Source organism: Marinobacterium weihaiense, assembly GCF_019061305.1.
Taxonomy (GTDB): Bacteria; Pseudomonadota; Gammaproteobacteria; order Pseudomonadales; family Balneatricaceae; genus Marinobacterium; species Marinobacterium weihaiense.
In genome coordinates, this window is record NZ_JAHQZT010000001.1 from 368,541 (window position 1) to 391,397 (window position 22,857).

A 22,857-nucleotide genomic window follows, 5' to 3' on the forward strand; every position below is an offset into this window, starting at 1 on the left:
CTCCTCAATCTGTCCCGTTAAACACAATTACATGTTGTTGACGGGTTCAGGCAGCACGTAATAAGTCGCGTGGCGATACGGCTTGTCGTCGTTCGGATCGTAGAAGCAGTCGGCATCGTCTTCCTGAGAGGCGACGATATCGCTGGACTTGACGACCCACAGGCTGACGCCTTCACTGCGACGGGTATAGCAGTCGCGGGCATATTCCAGCGCCTGCTCGTGATCTTCGGCGTGCAGGCTTCCGACGTGCTTGTGATCCAGACCGCGCTTGGAGCGCACAAACACTTCAAACAGTTCCAGTTTTTCAGTTGGCTTTGTCATCTCGGATATCCTCTTTACGCCGCATTTTGCGCTTGCTTGGCGCGTTTCTTTTCGTTGTATGCCGCAATGGCGTCACGGACCCACTCACCTTCTTCGTGAGCGGCCACATGGTGTTCGATGCGCTGACGGTTACAGTGACCGTTGCCGTTGATCACGCTCCAGAACTCATCCCAGTTCAGGTCGCTGCTGTCATAGTGGCCACGCTCTTCGTTCCACTTCAGGTTCTGGTCCGGATGCTCCAGACCCAGTACTTCGATCTGCTTGACGGTCTGATCGATGAACTTCTGGCGCAGGTCGTCGTTGGTCTCGCGCTTGATCTTCCATTCCATGGATTTCTGGGAATGAGCCGACTCGGAGTCGTGCGGACCAAACATCATCAGCGCCGGCCAGTAGAAGCGGTTCAGTGCGTCCTGAGCCATGGCCTTCTGTTCCGGGGAGCCTTTGGCCAGTGCCAGCATGGCTTCATAGCCCTGACGCTGATGGAAGCTCTCTTCCTTGCAGATGCGGATCATGCCGCGCGAGTACGGGCCGTAGGATGTACGCTGCAGGGATACCTGGTTGACGATGGCCGCACCATCCACCAACCAGCCGATGGCCGCAACATCCGCCCAGGTGAGAGTCGGGTAGTTGAAGATGGACGAATACTTGGCCTTGCCCGTCTGCAGTTGCTCGATCATTTCAGAGCGAGAAATACCCAAGGTTTCCGCTGCGCTGTACAGGTACAAGCCATGGCCGGCTTCATCCTGCACCTTGGACAGCAATACCGCCTTGCGGCGCAGTGAAGGCGCGCGGGTGATCCAGTTACCTTCCGGCTGCATGCCGATCACTTCAGAGTGAGCATGCTGGGAGATCTGGCGAATCAGATTCTTGCGATAGGCTTCCGGCATCCAGTCCTTGGGCTCAATCTTCTCTTCCGCTTCGATTTTACGCATGAAATTCTGTTCTTCGGGCGTCATCGTTCTGCTCTCCGATCTTATGTTTCGTTCTTTCGCACTGTGTAACTTATTCTTGTAAGTCATAGTGGTTTTCTGTATCGCGCCAAAGGGGACTGCATTGATGGGACCCCTGCCTGAACGCGATACCACAAGATACGCTCACCAGCATGCGATAGATTAAATGTACACCATCTCTTTCGATTAATGATACACAAATTACAAAAAAATTTTCAATAAATGTATCACTTAGATCAATGACCATTTCGGTCAACCGATGATGCGCCGGTTACGCATCTACTTGGCGAGACAATGGCGGCACATGAAACAGCTCACCCACCTCGATCGCGGTAATTCTGGGACGGGCTGTCTTGCCACGGCTTCTATAGCGCACATCGAACAGAGCCGCCCCCGTATCGACATACACGCCGTTACCGCATCGCCCAACACCCGGCACCACCACATGTCCATGCACACAAAGGTCCACGCCACCAATCCAACGCTCGAACCCCGGCACGCGAACCGGACGCTGCCACAGAATTTCATCTCGCAGCGACATTTCTTTGGGCAAACGCTCACGTAGATCCGGCCAATCCCCCTGCGGCAGGGTACTGTGTGAAATCAGCAGCAGACGCCCATCAGGCAGCTCCAGCTCAATCACCCAGGGCAGCTCACGTGACAGCCGCTCACACCAGCAACGCAGGTCAGCATGACGCGCAAAGAAATGTTCCGGCCCTTCTCCCAACCAGGCACGTCCGCCATAACGCATCCAATCATCCACACTGATACTGTCAGAATCACTCAGCCAATCGAACAGGATCTGTTCATGATTGCCGCGCACGGCAAAAAACCAGGGTTCACGCAGCAATTCCAGGCAGGCTGCCGAATCAGGCCCCCGGTTAATCAGGTCTCCAACTGAAAATAGGCGATCTCGCCGGGTATCAAAGCAGACAGCATCCAGTTCGGACTGCAGCGGCCCCAGCCAGCCATGAATGTCACCCACGACAAAATCACGTCCTGACGCATTCGGCTCTATTCGTTGCACTACTGTCACTGATAACTCCTTTACTGCGCGTTTCGGCCAGCTCACACCTTGATAATAGTAGGTCTGGCATTCCACCATTCGGGCACCGTCATGATCTTCATCATGGATTGTAGTGGTCAACTAATCATACCCCCTGTATCCATGGCGATCCCCCAGTGACTCGACAACGCCGAATCAACATCATTACTCTGGCCACCCTCGTTCTGATCACGGCATTGGGGGCATACACCACACACACGGGCCTGGATCTCTACAAAACACGCCAGGACATGTTGCTGACCGAGCTGCTCAACAGCCAGGCATCCACTATTGAGAACCGGGTGCAGCATGTTCTGGCCGCTACTCAGATCCTTGCGCAGGAGGTACGCCAACAGCAAGGCACACCCGTAGACTTCCACTCATACGCCGCAGCCATGATGCCCTCCTTCCCCCTGGCCAGCAGCTTGCAACTAGTACCCGGCGGTATTACGCAACTGATCTATCCTCCGGGCTCGGGCAGTCCGGGGCATGACTTGCTCAATAATGACAAGCGGCGCGATGAGGCCCGACTGGCTGTCGACAGCCGCACCCTGACACTGGCCGGTCCTTTTGAACTGAGGCAGGGCGGCGTCGGCATGGTTGCGCGCAACCCGGTATTTTTGCCGACAACAGATGGCCCGGAGCGTTTCTGGGGCTTTGCATCCGTAGTAATAGACCTCGACCGCCTGATCGGCATCTCCAATCTGCGGGAGCTGGAAGCACGCGGTTTTCGATACGAGTTGAGTCGCACACGGCCAGGCGCAAACCAAGAAGCCATTTTCAAGCGGTCAATCGAGCCAATCAATGCCGACTGGCTGGCCATCAATATCCGCCTGCCCAATGCTCATTGGATACTGAAAATGAGCCTAGAAGCGCCACATACGCGCCTTGGCTATTGGGGGGGATATGTTATCAGCCTGATCTTTGCACTGCTGTGTGCGGTAATGATCAGACGCATACTGCGACAGCCATTGATACTGGAGCAGATCATCGAGAAGCAGACACATACCCTTCATCACCAGGCCAACTATGAGCCGGTTACCGGACTGGCCAACCGACTTCACTTCAGCGATGAAGTGTCACGCTGCTGCCGCCGCTGCCAGCAACAGCATTATCAAGCAGCCGTACTGATCATGGACCTGGACCACTTCAAGGATATCAACGACGAATACGGGCATCCGGTCGGCGACGCCATCCTCAAGCAACTGGCTTCACGACTGGAGCATCTACCGCTGCACAACCGTCTGGTTGCGCGTTTGGGCGGTGATGAGTTTGCCTTGTTGCTGCGCGAACTCCCGGACAACCAACACCTGAGCCAGACCGCTCAACAGCTGTTGGACAGCATTGCTGAGCCGTTGCAAACACGCGGCCAGACATTTCGCTTATCCGCCTCAATCGGGATTGCGACTATCCCTGAAGATGGTCTGGACAGCGCCACCGTCCTGCAGCATGCCGATATGGCCATGTATGCCGCCAAGCAGTACGGCCGCAGCCGCTTCTGTTTTTACGACCCTGCGCTACAGCAGGCTGCTGAAGCCAAAAACGCATTGAACAAGGCGCTTAGCAATGCTATCGAACAGGGTGAGATGCGGCTCCATATGCAACCCATCATACGGCTCTCCGACGACTATGTGGCAGGCTATGAAGCCCTGATTCGCTGGCAATATCCGGATCAAGGACTATTGCCACCCAATCATTTCATTACCATCGCAGAAGAAAGCCAGCTGATCTTCCGGCTGGGCTACTGGGTCGTGGAAGAAGCCTGCCGTCAGATTCGCGCGCACGATCTCAAGATATGGGTGGCCGTCAACCTGTCGCCCCGTCAGTTCAATGATCCACAACTGGTCACGCGCATCACGCGCATACTGACCGACCACCAAGTGCCCACCTCTCAGATTGAACTGGAAGTGACCGAATCATGCCTGATTGATGACGTCGATCGAGCAATTGCCACCCTGGAGGCGCTTTGTCAGGCCGGTTTCTCTATTTCTCTGGATGATTTCGGCACCGGTTACTCTTCATTGGCACTGCTCAAGCAACTGCCAGTCAGCAAGCTAAAAATTGATCGCAGCTTCATCCGCGATCTTGACGAGGAAGATCGCCAAATTGTCGAGGCCACCACACGTTTGGCACATACCTTGAGTCTGAGCGTGGTCGCAGAGGGCATAGAAACCGAGCGCCAGGCACTCATTTTGAAGGATATGACCTGTGACTATGGCCAGGGCTATCTGTTCAGCAAACCCAAGCCCCTGTCGGCACTTACAATGCATCACGGCTTATCAGGAGCCAAGGCCGTAGCCAACAGACAAAACGCATCCTGACATCTCTTTGAGATCGACCGAAAGCAAGCGTTACGCGCTGAATAATGTATAGAGCGACAGTTGCCGACAGACACAACAAACCGGACCAACCGACAAAATAGGGTATTGAGGTATTGAGGTATTGAGGTATTGAGGTATTGAGGTATTGAGGTATTGAGGTATTGAGGTATTGAGGTATTGAGGTATTGAGGTATTGAGATACTTCAATAAAGTGGTGGAGCCTAGCGGGATCGAACCGCTGACCTCGACACTGCCAGTGTCGCGCTCTCCCAGCTGAGCTAAGGCCCCACAATGGGTCAGACCGAAGTCTGTAATGATAGGTGGCGTCCCATAGGGGGTTCGAACCCCTGTTACCGCCGTGAAAGGGCGGTGTCCTAGGCCACTAGACGAATGGGACGCAGTGGTAAATGACGATTTTGGTGGAGCCTAGCGGGATCGAACCGCTGACCTCAACACTGCCAGTGTTGCGCTCTCCCAGCTGAGCTAAGGCCCCTTCGTCACAGGACGGGGCGTATATTAATCGCCCCCTCCTGTGGTGTCAAACACTTTTTGCAAAAAACTTACAAAAAATGTTCTGACGAATCATGCGCTTAGCGCGCGATACTCTTTTTCCAAGCGTTTGGTTTCCTTCTTGGACGGCGAACCGATGACTTCCAACGCGTGGCGCAGGCGTGCACGGCTCATGTCCGGCCCCAGAATCGACATGGCATCCACCACCGATACACTCTGCGAGGTACCGGCAATCGCCACGAACAGCGGGAACAGGAAATCACGGATCTTGATCTCCATACCATCGGCCAGGCCCTTCAGCTCGGCAAACAGACTGTCACGGTCCCATTTGGTCTGCTGGTCCAAGTGCCAAACACTGAACTGCAGAATGCGACGGATCTCGTCCAGCTCGATCTTCTTGTGCGCGAAATCAGCTTCAGTGATCGACAGCATGCCACTGAGGAAGAAACCGGCCAGCGGGGCCACATCAGAAAACTTCTCTATACGCGGCTGAATCAGCGGAATAATCTGCATCAGATATTCGGGGTTCAGCGCCCATTTTTGCATCTGTGCCGCAAACTGCTCCGGAGATAATTCTTCACGGATCCACAGACCGTTCAACCAACTCAACTTCTCCTGGTCGAATACCGGCCCGCCCAGCGATACACGCTGGATATCGAAGTTGGCGAACATCTCGTCACGGTTAAACTTCTCACGCTCGTCCGGCATGGACCACCCCATGCGGCCGAGGTAGTTCAGCAGCGCTTCCGGCAGGTAGCCCATGCGCTGGTAGTACAGGATGCTGGTCGGGTTCTTGCGCTTGGACAGCTTGGACTTGTCCGGGTTACGCAGCAGCGGCATATGGCACAGCTGCGGCATCTCCCAGCCAAAGTACTGGTACAGCAGTTTGTGCTTGGGTGCGGAGTTGATCCACTCCTCGCCACGGATCACGTGGGTGATCTTCATCAGATGATCATCCACCACGTTGGCCAGGTGGTAGGTCGGCATGCCATCGGACTTGAGCAGGATCTGCGCATCCACCTGGCCCCAGTCCAACTCGATGGGGCCGCGCAGCATGTCATCGATGACACAGATGCCGTCTTCCGGCACCTTCATGCGCACAACGTAAGGCATGCCCGCCGCCATGCGACGCTCGACCTCATCCTGAGGCAGCTCAAGATCACTTTGCTTCAGCGCAGTGTGCTTGCCTTCGGCCTTGCGTGTTTCACGCAGCTCATCCAGTTCTTCCGCAGTACGGAAGCATAGAAAAGCCGTGCCTTCTTCCACCAGACGCATGGCAAAGTCCTTGTACATGTCCTTGCGCTCACTCTGGCGGTAAGGACCATGAGGACCGCCAACATCCGGCCCTTCATCCCACTCCAGGCCCAGCCAGCGCAGAGAATCCAGAATCGCCTGTTCCGACTCGTCGGTGCTGCGGGTCTGGTCGGTATCCTCGATACGCAGAATGAACTGACCGCCGTGCTGGCGGGCAAACGCGAGGTTGAACAGTGCAATATAGGCGGTGCCGACATGCGGATCGCCGGTCGGAGACGGCGCTACACGGGTGCGAACAGTCATGATTCCTGTACTCGGTCCTGTTGTGGTTGCGTAAAAGTCGCGATTATAGCCTGCCGACCGGGGTGGCGACCATGCCGGCCTGAAGCTCGATGAAGTCAACTCAGGTTGTCATACCCGATCCCGCCCCAAATCAGGACCGTGATAATCAAGGCAAACAGAACAGCGGCCGACCCCAGATCCTTGGCCAGTCCGGCCAGGGTATTGAACTCGGTACCGGCGCGATCCACGATGGCCTCGATAGCGGTATTGAGTAGCTCCATGATCAACACCAGCAACAAGGCACTGATCAGCAACCCCAGCTGTAGCCCTGTTTCCGCCAGCCAGACAGCCGCCGGCAGCATGACCACTGCGGCCCAGGTCTCATACCGAAACGCAGGCTCCTGCCTGTAAGCCGCGCGCAGCCCCTTGAGTGAGTAACGGGTAGCAAGGTAGAACCGCTTAAGGCCCGTTGTCTTGGTAACAATCATGGCAAACCCTCGGCCAGCGGTGCCGGCAGCAAAACGATTTTCGTATGGCATCACATGACAGCAACAGATTCATTGCTCTCATGCCGACTGGGCAGACAATGTTACTCCATGACGGTAATGATACGTAATACTGATAAATCTGATGACTTTAATCATGGTTGTTATCCATTCAGGCCATCACCACACCACATCCTTGTGACGCCCTGTTTGTGGAAATGCGACAGTTTCACTACAATGCACAGCGTTTTAAGCACCCCTTCGTGCATACAAAAACAACTTTGAGTTTGCCCGCAAGAGGCGAACCCTGAGGAACTGTTATTATGAAAGCGCTGTACAAAACTCCCCTGGCGCTGGCTATCGCCGCCGGCACACTGGCATCTGCTCCGGCTGCATTCGCAGCAGACGAGCCGAGCCTGAACATTAACCTGCGTACGCTGTACTTCGACCGCGACTTCCGCGATGGTACCGAAGATCGCTACGCCGCATCTCAAGCGGTACATGTTAATTATGTCTCCCCTTACTATAACGGCCTGATCGGTTTTGATGCCTCTGTATACGGTGCGCTGAAGCTGGATGGCGGTAAGGAAGACGAATTCATCGGCATGCTGCACAACGATGACGGCAACACCGACAGCTACGCCAAGCTGGGCCAGGCGTACCTGAAGCTGAAGCTGGGCGAGAATACCGAGCTGCGTGCCGGCCGCATGGTACTGAACACGGCGCTGCTGTGGGATGACGATTCCCGCTCTACTCCGAGCTCTACTCAGGCGGTCAAGCTGGACACTCAGCTGGGTGGCGCTGATCTGTACGCCATCTACAGCGATCGTGCAGTCAACATGGCTGACACCACGTTCAACCGTTACGAAGCAGCCAACGGTGAAGACTATGAATTGTACATCGTGGGCGGCAGCTACGGCTTTGCCAACGGCCTGAATGTACAGCTGGCTCACGGTGTCGCCGATGAATACCTGCGTCAGAGCTACCTGAACGCATCCTTCCCGGTTGAGCTGTCCAACGGCGACAGCATGCTGTTTGATGCGCACTACTACGATGGTTCCGATGACGGTGCCCTGTACGGCAGCGATTACGACTCGACCCTGCTGAACCTGGCTGGCCGCTACACCACCGGTGACCTGACCATGACCCTGTCCTATCAGAAGATCGGCGGCGACAACGGCTACGACTACAGCTGGGATGGCTTCGAGAACGACAACCACATCCTGATGGCGTGGAACTCCGTTCAGTACTCTGACTTCAACAATGACGACGAGCAGTCTTTGCAGGTTCGCGCCGACTATAATGTCGCTGCCGTTCCGGGCCTGAGCCTGATGGCGCGTCACACCGAAGGCTGGGACATCGACGCCGGCACTGAAAACGACCTGGAAGAGAGCGAAACCGATCTGGAAGCCAAGTACGTGTTCCAGGCCGGTTCACTGGAAGGCCTGTCGCTGCGTGCACGTGTTGCACACTATGAAAGCGAAATCGGTGACGACGTGGACGAATTCCGCCTGATCGCCAACTACGGTTTCAGCGCTCTGTAAGCATCGCTTCAACGCGCACATGAAAACGGGCCCTTTCGGGCCCGTTTTTGATTAGCGCAAAAACCGACTCGGCTCGCCCGCGTAACTCACATAAAGCCCTTGTACCGCACGCGTTGCTGCCACATGCAGCAAAGCACGTTCGTTCAGCTCGTTCTGTTGCTGCTCTACCGGGTCATCGCTGCTGCCCATCGCCAGCGCAAGCGGCACCACATCGGCATTAATACCGGCCAGGAACATATAACGGAACTCCAGACCCTTCACCCGATGCATGGTGGCCAGGCGCACCCCTGCCACATTTCGGTTGTCGGTCTGCTGATTCAGCACCTGAACGGCTATCCCCGCCTGCTGCAGGTAAGCGGCCAGCTCATCACGACGCTTGCGAACGCGAGTGACAATACAGATATCGCGGCTTTCCACGCCGTCTTCCAACAGCTGTACAATCTCGCCGGCGATGCCAACCTGCTCGGTCTGACCATCGGCATACCCGGTCACCACCGGCTCGGTACCGTGCAGCAGCGAACGGTAGTCGGTGCTCTGGTCTTCACCACCATCAAGATCATCCACGCTCACCCCTTCCAGCAAGGCGCTGGCGAAGCGGCGGGTTTCTTCGGTGGTGCGGTAGTTGATGCGCAGCTTGCGGCTGCGGCCCACGATCCTGATGCCGCAGTGCCCCATCACGGCATGACGACGGTAAATCCGCTGGTGGCCATCACCGACGATAAACAGATCGTTGTCCTGTTCCGGCAGCAACTGGCGGATCAACGTTAATGCCTGAGGCCCCATATCCTGCGCTTCATCCACGATCACGCTGCGGTAGGGCAAACGGATATCACGACTCTGCAACAGATCCACTGCATCCAGGGTGGCATCCTCGAAGGTTTTCAGCCCCTGATGATTGAGCTGGGCGCGTACTTCTTCGAACACCGGCCAGATCTCGGCACGCTGCTTGCGGTTCAGGGCTACGCCACGACCGATGCGGCTGGCCTTGAAATACTCCGCCTTGGTATGGACTCGCTGAGGCAGAATGACCCGCTCCCACTCCTCCTTGTAGAAAGAGTCCGGCAGCCCCAGGGCCGGGTTCAGTGCCAGCGCCTGCTGCCAGATACGGTGATACTCGGGCGAGGCGTTCTCATAAACGATTTCGTGGGGATAGTGGTTGCGGCGCAGAAACTCCTTCACCCAGCCATCGATATGTTTGACCTCGATCCGCTCCAGCTCTTCGGCACTGCAAATTTTGCGCAGGTTGGCGGCAATATCGGTGGCCAGGTTAACGGTGAAGGTCGTGAACAGCAGTTTCTCCTTGCCCCCGAGCAACTGCTGTACCAGCCAACGGGCTCGATGCATGGCTACCACGGTTTTGCCGGTACCGGCGCCCCCCAACACACGCACCGGGCCGTTCCAGTGACGCTCAACCAGTTTGCGCTGAGACGGGTGCAGATAGACACGCCAACGTTCCAGTGGCGCATTCAGCATCGCCTGCAGCTCAAGATCATTATCAACCACCCAGAACTGGCGCTGACTGGAGGGGCGCGCCAGTGCGGCGGCAATATCATCGGTGTCGACACCGGCGGCTTGTGGTGCCAGATAGTCCTGCTCGATCTCCTGCCAATCGGCACCCGCCGCCAGCAAATACAGGGGCTCATACGCCTCGACCGGCAAACGCGATTCCAGCGCTTCCAGTTCGGCTTCGGCCGTCAGCGATTGCACCCTGGCCGTCAGCGCCTGGGGCACACCGATTTGGTGCAGCTGCTCCTCCGACAGGCTGAACAAAGGCTCAGTCTGCTCAGACGTTACCAGCGGCTCACTTGAGGCACCCGAACCAACTGAAGGTTCGATAGCGTTGACCGGCTGCTCGCTGCTCTCGTAAATCTGCAAGGTCCCCGTCCCCGGATGGACTTCGCAGGCATGGCGGCGAGCCCAGTCATAGGCATCATCATGCTTGTCGACCCAGAGCAGCAGATAGACATTACCCTGGTCCGGGGCACGCACAATGCCGCGATAGTTCTGGTCAATTCGGACCGAACGATAGTGACCATCCTTGGCATCATTGATCTTTTCGTAATTGATGCCGGAGGCACCGGGGTCCTGGCGGAATTTACTGACAAATTCCAGCGTCTTTTTCTGCGTGGTTTTGGGCAGGCGCGTCAGCGCCAGCATAAACTTGTCCGCGATGGCAACGCGGGGCGTCTGCTCAGTCATCGTGTTGCTCCTTGTCGGCGGCGATCAGCGCCTGCGCCAGCGTGTCCAGTTGTGCCTCATCGCGCCATAACTGCCAACCGGATGCCGCGAGACGTTCAATGCTTCCCTCGTCATCCGGTACAAACGCCAGCTTCAAATCCGGCCACGCCCACTCGGTGGCCGCTACGACGGCGATGCCCTGTCGAATATCCTCACCCACCAGGGGAGCGGGCAATTGCCCGGCGGTTAGCTGCCAAAGCCGTTCCAGTGCATCCGGATAAGCGGTGTACTCCATCGCTTCCAGCCACTCGGCCGTCATGGCGACCGACTCGGGTGGTGGCTCCTGGGCTAAGTCCATCGGCTGCAGCGCATCATAGGCCGCCTGCTCGATGCCGCTGCGGCACACACCGGCAAAATCCGGCATGAACTGCAGCAGATTGACCGCACACCAGTACCGCCGCCACACCAGGCGGAAATCCTCGTGATCCTCAGCGGTATCATCAAGCCAGGCCAATACCGCAGGCCCCTTGGCAAGCTGCTCGGGCTGCTTGAACGCCGCCTGACCCATCGCCGCGATCAACGTGAGTTCGGGTAGATCATTTAAACTCGCCTGGCCGCTCACACAGCCTGGCTGCAGCCGCTGCTGCCAGTCATGCGGGGCGTAATCACGCATTTGCTGCAGCCCAAAGACATCCTGAGCACCGGCAGCGGCAAAATCCAGTAGACAAAGGGCACGGCTGCGCGCTGCGGTCACTAAGCCCTGCTCGCCGTGTGCCAGATAATAAATCAGCCAACGCAAACCGCCCTGTTGCAACAGAGGGGTCTGGCTTTCAAACGATGGCCAGTGCAGACGCGCGGCGATTTTGCCGTATTGCATCAAGGTACTCGGCACCAGAGGGTGCACCAGCCAGTCGGTCTCAGGGTGGGTCTGCGCCTGGCCTTTGGCGGGCAGATCCTGCCAGTTGAGACTCCAGACGCGGAAACGCCCTGAGTTCAGCAACGCCTGGCGTTTGATACTGTCATCGCGCACCCGGCCGGCGTGGTATTCATAGCCATCCAGATAGATCGCCACCGGCTTGATACCGGCCGCTTCACTGGCCGGCCAGAACACAAAGTCCGGTCGGGTGCTGATCGCAATCCCATCGGCCGCCCCCAGCTCCACCTGCGGCTCCAGCATCCAGCTACGCAGCTGCCCCTGCTCGTCGCGTACACTGAGTGCAGCCCCCGGCTTGCCATTCACCTGGCGCCGGGTAAAACCGATATCCGGCCCCCAACCGGCCAACGTCTGCTCGAAACGCTTTTCCAGCTCGCTTTCATGCAGGGCGTTGAGGCTTTCGGGGTTCAGCTGTTCAACCGCGTGCAGTTGTTCACGGCGCTGCAGAATTTCTTCCAGCAACTCAACCGCCGCGCGGCGGGAGATCAACTCCAGATGGCGGCTTTCACGATAGGCAAACAGGCAGCGATAACAGCCATCCTTACCTTCGGGATGATGGTTGCAACTGCAGTTTTTCAGATGTTCCAGCGCCGAATTCAGCATGCCCATCAGTTGGTCCGGTGACAGCAGCAGCTGTTTCAGATAACCGGTACCGCCGGGCACCGTATCCAGAATCACCAGATAGTGGCGGCGCAGATCGCCATTGCCCGGTTCCGGCTCGGAATAGCGGGTGATCTGCAGATGGCCCACATCACCGCCGAAGAAGGCCTTGAGCCCCAGATGCAGCGTAGCCACCAGGCTTTGCAGCGCCACATCCGAACCCTGCACCTCGGCTACCGGCAGCAGCAGGCGCACCGCCTCGGAGGTCAGCTCACGGTACAGATACAGGGTATTCCAGAAATCGGCCGGATCACCCTGGCGGTTCTCCTTGCGCAGGCGACAGTTGATGCTGTGGTTGCGGCGCAGATCACGGCTGGCGGTTTGTACCTTGCCGCAGTGACGGCAGATATTGAACCCCGGCCGTTTGGCCGCCTTGCCGGCGATCTCGAATTCCATGCCATCATCGCCACGACGACCGAAATTCACCTCGCGGAAGGTCGCCTTGCGCAGATACTCAAAACCGAACGGCAGCGCCGGATCATCGAGCCGGTAGGCCCGCTCGGAGTCGCCTTCGTCAATATCCACCAGCAGCTGGCGGTTGTAGAACACCGGCTCACGCTGTTCGCTGTCATCACCGATCCGGCTGTCACGGTCATGGGTATTGGCAAACACCTGGCGCAGTCTCAACAGCGTTTGCTGCTGCGAACTATTGCGCCAGAGATCGCTTTGGCAACGGGGGCAACGCTCATGGGCATCCGCGGATGGCAATGGCTCGGCATAATGACACTGGTTGCACAGCCGCCACTCTTCGGCGCTGGACAGATTGATATCGATCTGATCGATCTCCACCCGACGGCCGATACCGTAGAAGCGGCTTTGCGGCACCAGTTCACCCAGCGCGGCGGCCGAGGGCCGCACAATCTCGAACACCTTTTTCTCGTAGGTTTTTTTCTCGCTGTCCTTGATGCCGCCGCTGTTGTTATCGCGTCCTGTGCCCTGGCTGTCCCCTTCGGTGGGCTGCTCGTGCTTTTCCACCCTGCGGAAAATCACCGACTGCAGGCGCACGCCCTCTTCGGGGAACGCGTAGTTGGGCAGCAACCCCTCATCGGTGAAGAAGTTCAGCGTTGGCCGAGCATTGACCGCTTTTTGCAGCTCCAGCAAGCCGGAGCGCTCGCTACGCGCATCACTTATCAGCCCCTCCACCACTTCATCTTGGGGTTGCTGCTCCAGCTCGTTCAGTGTCTTTTGCAGCTCATCGATCATCTTGCGCCGGGACGTACGCTCCTGCTGCAGTTCATGCAAGCGGTTGACCAGACGGTAGTCGATGGGCGGCTGGCCACCGGTGCCGAACAGGAACTGCTCCAGATGCCGGCGACTGGCCATATCCGCATCCAGCTCGGGGAACAGGCGCACAAAATCGTTGAACAGCGCACTGCCCTGCTGCTCGATAAACGCCAGCAGGTTGTGCGGGAAAACGCTCTTGTCCTGACGCTCGATGCCGTCGAGCAACAGCTTGAGCGTGGCCGGAATGGCGCTGTCGTCGATACCGCTTGCCGTCCAGCGGTCGAAGCAGAAGGCGATCAGCTGGCGCTCCAGCACCGCACTGGCATTCAGATAGACGCCCGGCGTGCTGACACTGCCCGCCATCATCTCTTCCGGCTCGTCATAGAAGTAGAGATCATGCGGCGCACCGTTCACCAGGGTGACGTTCAGTGCGTTGCCGTCCTTGCGCCCGGCGCGACCGATACGCTGCAAATAGTTGGCCTGTGCCGGTGGCACCGAGCACAGCAGCACCGACGACAGATCACCGATATCGATACCCATCTCCATGGTGGGCGTGGCCGACAACAGGTTGATATGCCAGGGCTGTTGCCCCTGCTTGAAGGAATTTTCGATGCCAAGGCGCAGATCCGGTGGCAACAGGCCGGTATGCTCGGAGGTGACCAGTCGTACCGGCGGCTTGGCGGCAACCGGAGGCGCGGTCATGCGGCCCGGCTGATAGTGGCCAAAACAGGTGCTGCGCTGGCAACCCAGGCCCTGCCAGTCCATCAGCTGGTCCTGCCCCACCTGCAGCTGATGATTACAACAGTCACAGTTGAGCTGTGCCACCTGGGTCACGCACAGCCAGAGATCGGGATTCAACGACCAGACCGGCTCGCCGCGCACCTCATGCTCCAGCAGCAAGCCGCTGCGGGTCAACGCCGCCAGCACACGGCTGAACACCTGGCGCAGCGAGGCTGACGCCATCACTGCATCGGCCGCCAGCGTCTTGGCGAACCAGCGCTGATGCCAGCCGGTCGGCGACATCAGGGTATCGAAATGCTTGGAGACTTTTTCCAGCGACACAAACGCCGGCAGACGTGCGCCCTTGCCAAAGCCCTGCATCCAGGGCAACTGATTGAGCAGATAATCCTTGCCGCCTTCACGGCGATAACTTTCCAGCACCGAATGGTTAAACGCGCCCCGGGTGCGCAAGCGCCAGAGCAGGCCCAGCATAAACCGGCGCAGTTCGCCCGCCTCCAGAGCGGCCAGCTCGGCGACCTCCTGCTGCAACTCCGGCAGTGCCGCCGCCACCGCCTCATCCAGCGCCAGCAGATCGGGAGCGGCCACCGCCCGACCGGTACGCTCCAGGGTGCGACCGATACGGCTGCCCAGGCCAAACTCGTTCACCACCTCCCAGTTCAGCCGCGGGCGTATCCAGCGCTCGATCAGCTCATCCGACTCCAACCGACCACTGGCCTGCAACTGCTCCCACTCCTGCAGCCATTCCATATTGGGGGCGATAAAGGTGGCCACGAAGGCTTCGCGCCCCAGCCGGTCGAGCCAGAAATCGGCAAACTGCTCCGCCGCCATCGACAGCGGCATCGCCTGCAGGCGCTCATGCAACGCCTGATGCAGCGCCGTGCGTAACGTCTGCCGCCAGGTGCGGGCACCGAAAAAACCGGCCCGATGTGCCGCATCCTGCACCGAGTCGGAAAAGGTGATCAGCTTGTGGTCATCATTGAAGGTCGAGCCAAACAGCTGACTGATCATCACACTGGCCAGACTGGCCGCCCGCGACCCCATCAGACTCAACCCATTGGTCGCACCGCAGTGGGGACAGTCAGGCACAAATTGGGTGATCTTGGCGCCCTTCTGCTGGCGATCGGCCCGCATCACCGGCTGCCACACCCGCTGCAACTCGGCTGTCGGAGCCTCACAGCCTGCGCACTCGGTAGCACCCGCCTGCCCTAGCGTACCGCAGCGGCCACAAAAGCTGCGCACCGGCCCATAACCGGGTGCGTCCCCTTCGGGCAGGGGAAACAGCACCTGGGTGTCCGGGTTCCGGCTAAACCAGGCATCATAGATCAGATCACGGTCATCGCTGAGCTGGGCCTCACCGGGTATCTGGCGACTGACCCAACCGGTCGCGTGGCATTCACGACAGTGGGCCACCGGCAGATGGTAATGTTCATTCCGGGCGTCCAGATCATCCGCCAGGCGCAGTGTCGGCTCGCGTTCGACACTGGCCAGCAAACGGCGCAGCTCGCGCAGCCACAGCTGATAGCGCACCTGCAAAAACGGCCCGGTGCCGCCGGTTTCCGGCTGCTCGCGCCAGGGCTGACGCCAACTGCGCGCCGTGGAGATCAGCGCCACCAGACTCGCCAGCATCATGCTCGCTTCTTCGGGCCGACAGTGGCGCTGCTGTTGCCAGTCCTGCAACAGACGGCGCAGATCCAGCAGGCCGGATGCCGAACGTACCAGCATCTGGCAGGCCTCATGACCCTTGAGCAACTCACCCAGGGCCACACAGGCCCGCGCCCGGACCATCTCGTCCTGACTGGTCAGCCCCTGTGGCGGCTGCTCGAACCAAAGCCCGGCGTGGGCGGCAATGTAATCGTCAATGGAGCGGTACCGCTCCGGCACCATCGCCCGCAACTGCTGGGGACTCGGCCAGCGACTGCCGCCTGTGGTATCGCCCGCCTGCAAAAACTCATCCGGCTGCAAACGGTCTTCCAGAATCACCGCCCGCTCATCGAAGGGTGCCGAGAAAATACGCGAGGCATAATCGGTCAGCTGCGCCACGGCACCGGCATCGCCGATCGTTGCCGAGGTACCGACACAGGCCAGCTCATGACCCGCCTGGAGCCGATCACGCAAACGCCGGATCAAACAGGCGAGATCCGTGCCCTGGGCGCCATCGAAGGTGTGCAATTCGTCCACCACCAGATAACGCAGTCGACCGGGATCATTGTGCCGCCAGATCGGTTGATCCTTGGGCCGCAGCAGCAGGTAATCCAGCATTTTGTAGTTGGTGAGCAGAATGTCCGGCGGGTTTTCGCGCTGGGTTTTCTTGCAGGTGATCACATAATCCGGCGTCATCTGCGTATGCGGCGACTGGTCGTTATCACCCACAAACAGCCCGACCCGCACCTTGCCGCGCAGCTCGTCACGGCCATGAATTTCCTTGGCAAAGCGGCGTGCCTGGTCGGTCGCCAGGGCATTCATCGGATAAATGATGATCGCTTTGATCCCTGCCCCCTGATGGGCGGCACAATGATCCAGCACCGGATACATGAAACACTCGGTCTTGCCTGAACCGGTGCCGGTGGCCACCAGCGTTGGCAATGGCTGATCGCCACACAGGCGCTGAAACGCCAGCAGCTGATGCCGGTACGGCGGAAAGCCCGGATGAAACTGGCGCAAGGGCAGCTCCGCGCCCGGCGCCAGGGTACGGAACGGCAACCCCAGGTTCAGCCAAGGGCCTTTGAACAGGGCATCGAGGGTATCGACATAATCATCCATCGCCGAGCGACCGTCATCACGACGGAAACCGGGGGTAGAGGCAGGAAAGGTGGTACGCAGAAAACGGGCAACGCCATCGATCAACTCGGGCGCCACAAGCGATGGCAGCATGGTTCAATCCCTGGAACAAGATAACGGCAACAACAGGTTATAACAGCAGGACCGATGCAATACATCCATGAACTGCTGGTAAATACAGACAGGAACCTTAACCGAGAAGTGACGGCGGCGCCAGACACGGGACCGGCGCTAGCCTGCCAGCAAACCCAGCAGCGCCTCGCTGTCGTTCGGCAAAGCCGCCTTGCCGGTGGCATTAAAGAGCGCATCGGCCAACGCCTGCTTCTGTTGCTGCATCTGCTGAATACGCTCTTCTACCGTATCCATCGCCACCAATTTGTAGACGAACACCGGCTTGTCCTGACCGATACGATAGGCGCGATCGGTCGCCTGTCGCTCCACCGCCGGGTTCCACCAGGGGTCGATATGAATGACGGTATCGGCAGCGGTCAGGTTAAGGCCGCTGCCACCGGCTTTCAGGCTGATCAGGAACAGCGGCACTTCGCCTGACTGAAAGCGATCAATCGCTGCCTGGCGCTTGCGCGTCTGGCCGGTCAGCTTGCTGTACGCAATTTTTCGCTGTTTTAGCACTTCCTCGATAAGGCCCAGCGCCTGGGTGAACTGTGAAAACAACAGTATCCGCCGTCCCTCCTCCACCATCTCCGGCAAGGTATCCGCCAGCCATTCCAGTTTGGCGCTTTGGGTGATGTTGGCCGCCTTGTCCAACTTCACCAGACGCGGATCGATACAAGCCTGACGCAGCTTGAGCAGCGCATCCAAAAACTCGATATGGCTGCGCGCCATGCCCTTGCTGGCGATCAGATCACGAATGCGCTTTTCCATGCTGACCCGGATCGCCTCATACAATTCACGCTGGCGACCGCCGAGCTCCACATGCTGCACCATCTCGCTCTTGGGTGGCAGTTCGGCCACCACATCCTGCTTGGTCCGGCGCAGCATGAACGGGGCGACCAGACGTGCCAGCCCCTGCTGACAGTCGGCATCGTTGTCATTCTCGATCGGCTTGCGGAACTGCTGATTAAACTGCTGCCAGCCGCCGAGCAGCCCCGGCAATGCAAAGTCCATCAACGCCCAAAGTTCGCCCAGGTGATTTTCCAGCGGCGTACCGGTCAGACAGATTCGGCGCTGGGCCTGAATGGCCCGCACCTGCTTGGCCAATTTGGTTTTCGGGTTCTTGATCGCCTGGGCCTCATCCAGCACCAGCAAACTAAACCCCTGCTCCCGATAATGCGCGGCATCGCGCAGAATCAACGGATAGCTTGTGATCACCAGATCCGCGGTTTCCAGCTGCGCAAACCGGGCCGCTCGGTCCGGGCCGTGAATCAGACACACCTCAAGATCAGGCGTAAACTGCCGCGCCTCGTTCACCCAGTTTCCCATCAAACTGGTGGGGGCCAACACCAGCGCGGGCTGCAACAAAACATTGTGCTCTTTCATCCGCTGGATCAGCGCCAGGGTTTGCAGGGTTTTACCCAGCCCCATGTCATCGGCCAGAATGCCGCCAAACTCATATTCCTGCAGAAAATCCAGCCAGGACAGTCCCTGCTGCTGATAATCGCGCAGTTGCGCCTGCAGGCCTTGCGGCGCTGCAACGGGTTGCAGTCCGCTAAAGTTCTGTAGTTTTTCGAGCAGCTGCTGCGTTGCGGGCGCATCGCGAAGATTCAACTCCAGCTCTGGCTCTGCCGCCAATCGCGCCGCCTTGAAGGGCGGCAGACTGATCCCGGTCAGCCGATCTTCGCGGAACATCTCCAGGATCAACTCATGCAAGGGATGCAATGAACGGGTGTCGATCTGAACGATGCTCTCATCCACCATATAACTGAGCTGTTCCGGCTGGCCTTCCGCCAGCCAACGCTCGATCACCGGGCGCACATCCAGTTGATGCTCACCCAACGGCAAACGCAAGCCGAACTCGAACCAGTGGTTATCACCGTCACCGACATTAAAATCAAAACTGGTTGTCTGAACGTCGTAGCGGTAGCTGTCATCAACCTCCACTAGCCAGCCTTCGGCTTGCAGCTTTGGCAAGGATTCATCCAGCAGGTGCTGCCAGGCGGCCATGAACGCATCAAGACTGTTTACATCAGCGGGACGCAACACCGGCTCATCGTCCAATGTTTCCTGAACAAACAGCCCAAGATCAAACAGCCTGAGAATCGCCTGGTGCTCGGTTGCAAAATCGGTCTCGATCAGCAACTGACGCCCTTCATGCTCCGCCATAAAGCGAACCTCGGGCTCATCGCTGAACGGCACGCGGCAACCTTCATAATCAAATGCCAGCGCCAAACCCGGTAGCCAGTAGCCGGCCTCCTGTTCGGTCGCTACCAGACGCAGCACCGGCGTTGCCTGGTTACAATGTTCAATTTTTTCGGCCTGCTCGGGCAACGCCAGCTGCTCAGGCGTCAGCCTGCAACCCAACTCGTAGGACAGCAGCGGCAGTTCTGTTGAAGACACCGGCGGCATACGCGACAGGTGGATCACCTGCTCCGGTGCCATATCCGTCTGCAGCGGCCCCACCACATCCTCAAGATCATCCAGATAAAACAGCGGCGAAAGCGGCAACACTTGGCAGGGCTCGCCGGTCAACAGGGGCACCAACCGGGTTTGATCATGGTCACTTTGCCACTGCCATTGCAGCTCGCGCTCCCTGGAGAGCTGCAATGGACGATAATGGTCGTACACAAACAACCGCCCCGTTTGCAGCATCTGTTGCAAGAGTGAGCCGCCGGAGCGTCCCTGTAACGGATAGCTGGAGTGTCCGGAACGCCCATCCGCCAGTTGGCGAAGGATGGCAATATCCATCTCTGTCAGCATTTTGGGCGCGATATAGGGGCTTAACTTGAATAGTTCAACATTAAACGGCTTGACCTGGCTCCAGCTGCCATTCAGTTTCAGATAGCCTTTGTGAAGCTCGATGTCACAACCCAAATCCCGCGGCTGCAGCACATACAGCAGATGCTGACGGCTGGGCTCAAGCTCGACCCGGCCGTCCGCCTGTAGCTCCGGCCTTCCACCGGGCCACTGCTGCAGCCAGGTTTGCAAGGGTGAAGGCAGAGCGCCACGACCACTCCCCTGCATGTTACGCCCATACAGAAACAGCCAGGTCAGCGCGGTCGCCACCACATGCTTGCAATCCCACCCAACGGGGCAACTGCAACGACCATACAACTCTTCGCCGGCCTGACGCAGGTTAACGGTATACACCCGGTTGCCGTCCACCAACGCCTGCACCTGATCCGCGGCGGGGTTATCGGTCAACAGCTCGACTCGGCCTTCCAAATAGTAAGCCTCACCACGTTGAAATGTCTTCTGATCGACCAATTCCTGTATCTGGTTGTAGCTGAAGTTCAACATGGGGCGTGCTTCCGGCAAAAAATCGATATTCTACTTACAACCGTTACTGGTTGCACTGCAGCCTCGAACACCTGAAAACCCGCACAGTGCGCATCAAAGGTTTGAGTGAATTCCGCAACCCTTTGACCTGCCTCGCCTTTTATTCCAATCCCATTGGACTTAAGTCGAACAGCGGCCAATAATGCAGTGTCAACTGTACAAATGGAGTAACACCATGCCCGCCTCTCCCACTGGGCGCTCGGATCTGCGCCCGATACCGGCCCTTATTGCCGTTGCCATCGGCATCACCGTTTGGCTGCTGCCTCAACCTGAAACCGTTTCCGACCAGGGCTGGCTGATGCTGGCCATGTTTATCGGCACCATCGCCGCCATTATCGGCAAGGCAATGCCCATCGGCGCCATTTCCATTCTGGCGATTGCCATGGTCGCCGCCTCGGGCGTGACCAGCGACAACCCCGGCGCATCGATCAAGAACGCCCTGGGCAGTTTTACCAGCCCGCTGATCTGGCTGATTGCCATCGCCATCATGATATCGCGCGGCCTGATCAAGACCGGGCTGGGCGCGCGGATCGGTTATCACTTCATTGCCCTGTTCGGCAAACGCACCCTGGGGATCGGCTACGCGCTGGCGCTGTCGGAATTGACCATCGCGCCGGTCACGCCAAGCAACACCGCCCGAGGCGGCGGCATCATCCACCCGATCATGCAATCCATCGCGCGCAGTTTTGACTCCACGCCGGAGCACAACAGCACCGGCAAAATCGGCAAATACCTGGCGCTGGTGAACTACCACTCCAACCCGATCACCTCGGCCATGTTCATTACCGCCACTGCACCCAACCCGCTCACCGTCAAGCTGATTGCCGACGCCACCGGCGCCGAGATCAGCCTGAGCTGGACCACCTGGGCGTTGGCGATGCTGCTGCCGGGACTGGTGGCGATTGCACTCATGCCACTGGTGCTGTTCCTGTTCTTCCCGCCGGAAATCAAGAAAACCGAAGACGCCACCGGCTTTGCCCGCGAACGGCTGGCCGAACTGGGCCATGTCACCCGGGGTGAAAAAATCATGCTTGGCGTCTTTGCCATCCTGCTGATGCTCTGGGCCGATGTGCCGGTTTGGTTGTTCGGTGATGCCTATCAACTCAACGCCACCACCAGCGCCTTTATCGGCCTGTCGATCCTGCTGGTCACCGGCGTACTCACCTGGCAGGACGTGCTCACTGAAAAAAGCGCCTGGGATACGCTGGTGTGGTTTGGTGCCCTGGTAATGATGGCTTCGCAGCTCAACAACCTGGGCGTGATCGCCTGGTTCTCGGCCAGCATTCAGGATCTGATCACCCAGACCGGCCTCGGCTGGGCAGGGGCAAGTGCGTTGCTGGTGGTGGTGTTCCTCTACTCGCACTACTTCTTTGCCAGCACCACCGCCCATATCACCGCCATGATGGCGGCGTTTTTAAGCGTCGGTTTGGCCATGGGCGCACCGGCGATGCCCTTCGTGCTGATGATGGCGGCAGCGTCTTCCATCATGATGACCCTGACGCACTATGCCACCGGCACCTCACCGGTGATCTTCGGCTCCAACTACGTCACCCTGGGCGAATGGTGGCGGGCCGGTTTTATCATGAGTGTCGCCAACCTGATCGTTTGGGTGATCGTCGGCGGACTCTGGTGGAAACTGCTGGGCTATTGGTAAACAGCGAATCACGGCAGGCGCGGCATGGCCGTGCCTGCTCATCCTCTTTTATTTTCTGGACCGGCCTAAAGCTCATCCTTCAGTACCTCCTCGATACTGGTCGGCATGACACCACGCGCAACACGGGAACGCGTCAGATCATACAACCGTGCCAGGTCATCCAGGGTTTGCCACAACAACAGGAGCTGCCGAAAAGAGATCTGACCGGTCAGTTCAAACTTTTTGATCGTCGGGGCCGGTACACAACTGCGTTCGGCCAGGGCATCGCGTGACAACTTGGCCTGCTCACGCAATTTACGCAGGTGCGCGGCAAACGCCTGCTGCACATCCTGATCATCAAGCAACTGAAATGCGGGCATAGCACACAACACCACTTGGTAGATAATAATAGATACCATTACATCCCAAAAAGGGATTTTCAGCTCTTTTTAGATGTCAAGTCCCGCATGATTATAAGGTCGCTTTTTAAAAAGTTCCGGATGGGTTTTATGCCACTCCTTCATCGCCATGATGGGTGGTTTGG

12 protein-coding genes and 3 tRNA genes are annotated in these 22,857 nt (G+C 58.2%); 3 read left to right on the forward strand and 12 right to left on the reverse strand.

Annotation, left to right across the window (positions count from 1 at the left end; translation table 11 throughout):
* Window positions 1-27: 27 nt before the first annotated feature.
* The 3 genes from paaB to KTN04_RS01765 all read right to left on the reverse strand — a co-directional run bounded on the left by paaB (window position 28) and on the right by KTN04_RS01765 (window position 2,307).
* A complete protein-coding gene (gene paaB, locus KTN04_RS01755) occupies window positions 28-321 on the reverse strand; it encodes a 1,2-phenylacetyl-CoA epoxidase subunit PaaB (protein ID WP_217333483.1) in 294 nt (97 codons plus the stop codon).
* A 14-nt stretch (window positions 322-335) separates the two neighbouring features.
* On the reverse strand, window positions 336-1,277 hold the full coding sequence (paaA, locus tag KTN04_RS01760) for a 1,2-phenylacetyl-CoA epoxidase subunit PaaA (protein ID WP_254262285.1): 942 nt from the start codon (window positions 1,275-1,277) through the stop codon (window positions 336-338).
* Window positions 1,278-1,542: 265 nt separating this feature from the next.
* The gene (locus tag KTN04_RS01765; protein ID WP_217333485.1) at window positions 1,543-2,307 is read right to left on the reverse strand and encodes a metallophosphoesterase; all 765 of its coding nucleotides are present in this window, start codon (window positions 2,305-2,307) and stop codon (window positions 1,543-1,545) included.
* Window positions 2,308-2,453: 146 nt separating this feature from the next.
* Here KTN04_RS01765 and KTN04_RS01770 point away from each other — a divergent pair, with 146 nt between their 5' ends.
* Window positions 2,454-4,637 (forward strand): putative bifunctional diguanylate cyclase/phosphodiesterase, encoded by a 2,184-nt coding sequence (locus KTN04_RS01770; protein WP_217333486.1) that lies wholly within the window; start codon window positions 2,454-2,456, stop codon window positions 4,635-4,637.
* A gap of 212 nt (window positions 4,638-4,849) precedes the next feature.
* On the opposite strand, the gene KTN04_RS01775 is transcribed toward KTN04_RS01770, so the two are convergent.
* From KTN04_RS01775 to KTN04_RS01795, 5 genes are all read right to left on the reverse strand, one after another.
* Window positions 4,850-4,925, reverse strand: a tRNA-Ala gene (locus KTN04_RS01775).
* Window positions 4,926-4,958: 33 nt separating this feature from the next.
* Window positions 4,959-5,034 (reverse strand) — tRNA-Glu (locus KTN04_RS01780).
* 20 nt (window positions 5,035-5,054) lie between these two features.
* Window positions 5,055-5,130 (reverse strand) — tRNA-Ala (locus KTN04_RS01785).
* A gap of 89 nt (window positions 5,131-5,219) precedes the next feature.
* Complete coding sequence (gene gltX / locus KTN04_RS01790) at window positions 5,220-6,704, reverse strand: glutamate--tRNA ligase (protein WP_217333487.1); 1,485 nt, start codon at window positions 6,702-6,704, stop codon at window positions 5,220-5,222.
* Between the two features lie 95 nt (window positions 6,705-6,799).
* Window positions 6,800-7,171 (reverse strand): diacylglycerol kinase, encoded by a 372-nt coding sequence (locus KTN04_RS01795; RefSeq protein ID WP_217333488.1) that lies wholly within the window; start codon window positions 7,169-7,171, stop codon window positions 6,800-6,802.
* Between the two features lie 320 nt (window positions 7,172-7,491).
* On the opposite strand from KTN04_RS01795, the gene KTN04_RS01800 reads away from it, so the two are divergent.
* A complete protein-coding gene (locus tag KTN04_RS01800; protein ID WP_217333489.1) occupies window positions 7,492-8,712 on the forward strand; it encodes an OprD family outer membrane porin in 1,221 nt (406 codons plus the stop codon).
* Between the two features lie 51 nt (window positions 8,713-8,763).
* Here KTN04_RS01800 and KTN04_RS01805 read toward each other — a convergent pair whose 3' ends face one another.
* The 3 genes from KTN04_RS01805 to KTN04_RS01815 form a co-directional block, all read right to left on the reverse strand.
* Complete coding sequence (locus tag KTN04_RS01805; RefSeq protein ID WP_217333490.1) at window positions 8,764-10,911, reverse strand: UvrD-helicase domain-containing protein; 2,148 nt, start codon at window positions 10,909-10,911, stop codon at window positions 8,764-8,766.
* Complete coding sequence (locus KTN04_RS01810; protein ID WP_217333491.1) at window positions 10,904-17,320, reverse strand: DEAD/DEAH box helicase; 6,417 nt, start codon at window positions 17,318-17,320, stop codon at window positions 10,904-10,906. Before KTN04_RS01810 ends, KTN04_RS01805 begins: the two co-directional genes overlap by 8 nt.
* Before the next feature lie 138 nt (window positions 17,321-17,458).
* Window positions 17,459-20,641, reverse strand: a complete 3,183-nt coding sequence (locus KTN04_RS01815) for a DEAD/DEAH box helicase (protein WP_217333492.1) — start codon at window positions 20,639-20,641, stop codon at window positions 17,459-17,461.
* Between the two features lie 214 nt (window positions 20,642-20,855).
* Between KTN04_RS01815 and KTN04_RS01820 the strand changes: the two genes are divergently transcribed.
* Window positions 20,856-22,334 (forward strand): anion permease, encoded by a 1,479-nt coding sequence (locus tag KTN04_RS01820; RefSeq protein WP_217333493.1) that lies wholly within the window; start codon window positions 20,856-20,858, stop codon window positions 22,332-22,334.
* Between the two features lie 65 nt (window positions 22,335-22,399).
* Here the strand turns inward: KTN04_RS01820 and KTN04_RS01825 are convergent, their stop codons facing one another.
* Entirely contained in the window at window positions 22,400-22,693 is a 294-nt protein-coding gene (locus KTN04_RS01825) for a helix-turn-helix domain-containing protein (RefSeq protein ID WP_217333494.1), read from the reverse strand.
* Window positions 22,694-22,857 lie beyond the last annotated feature (164 nt).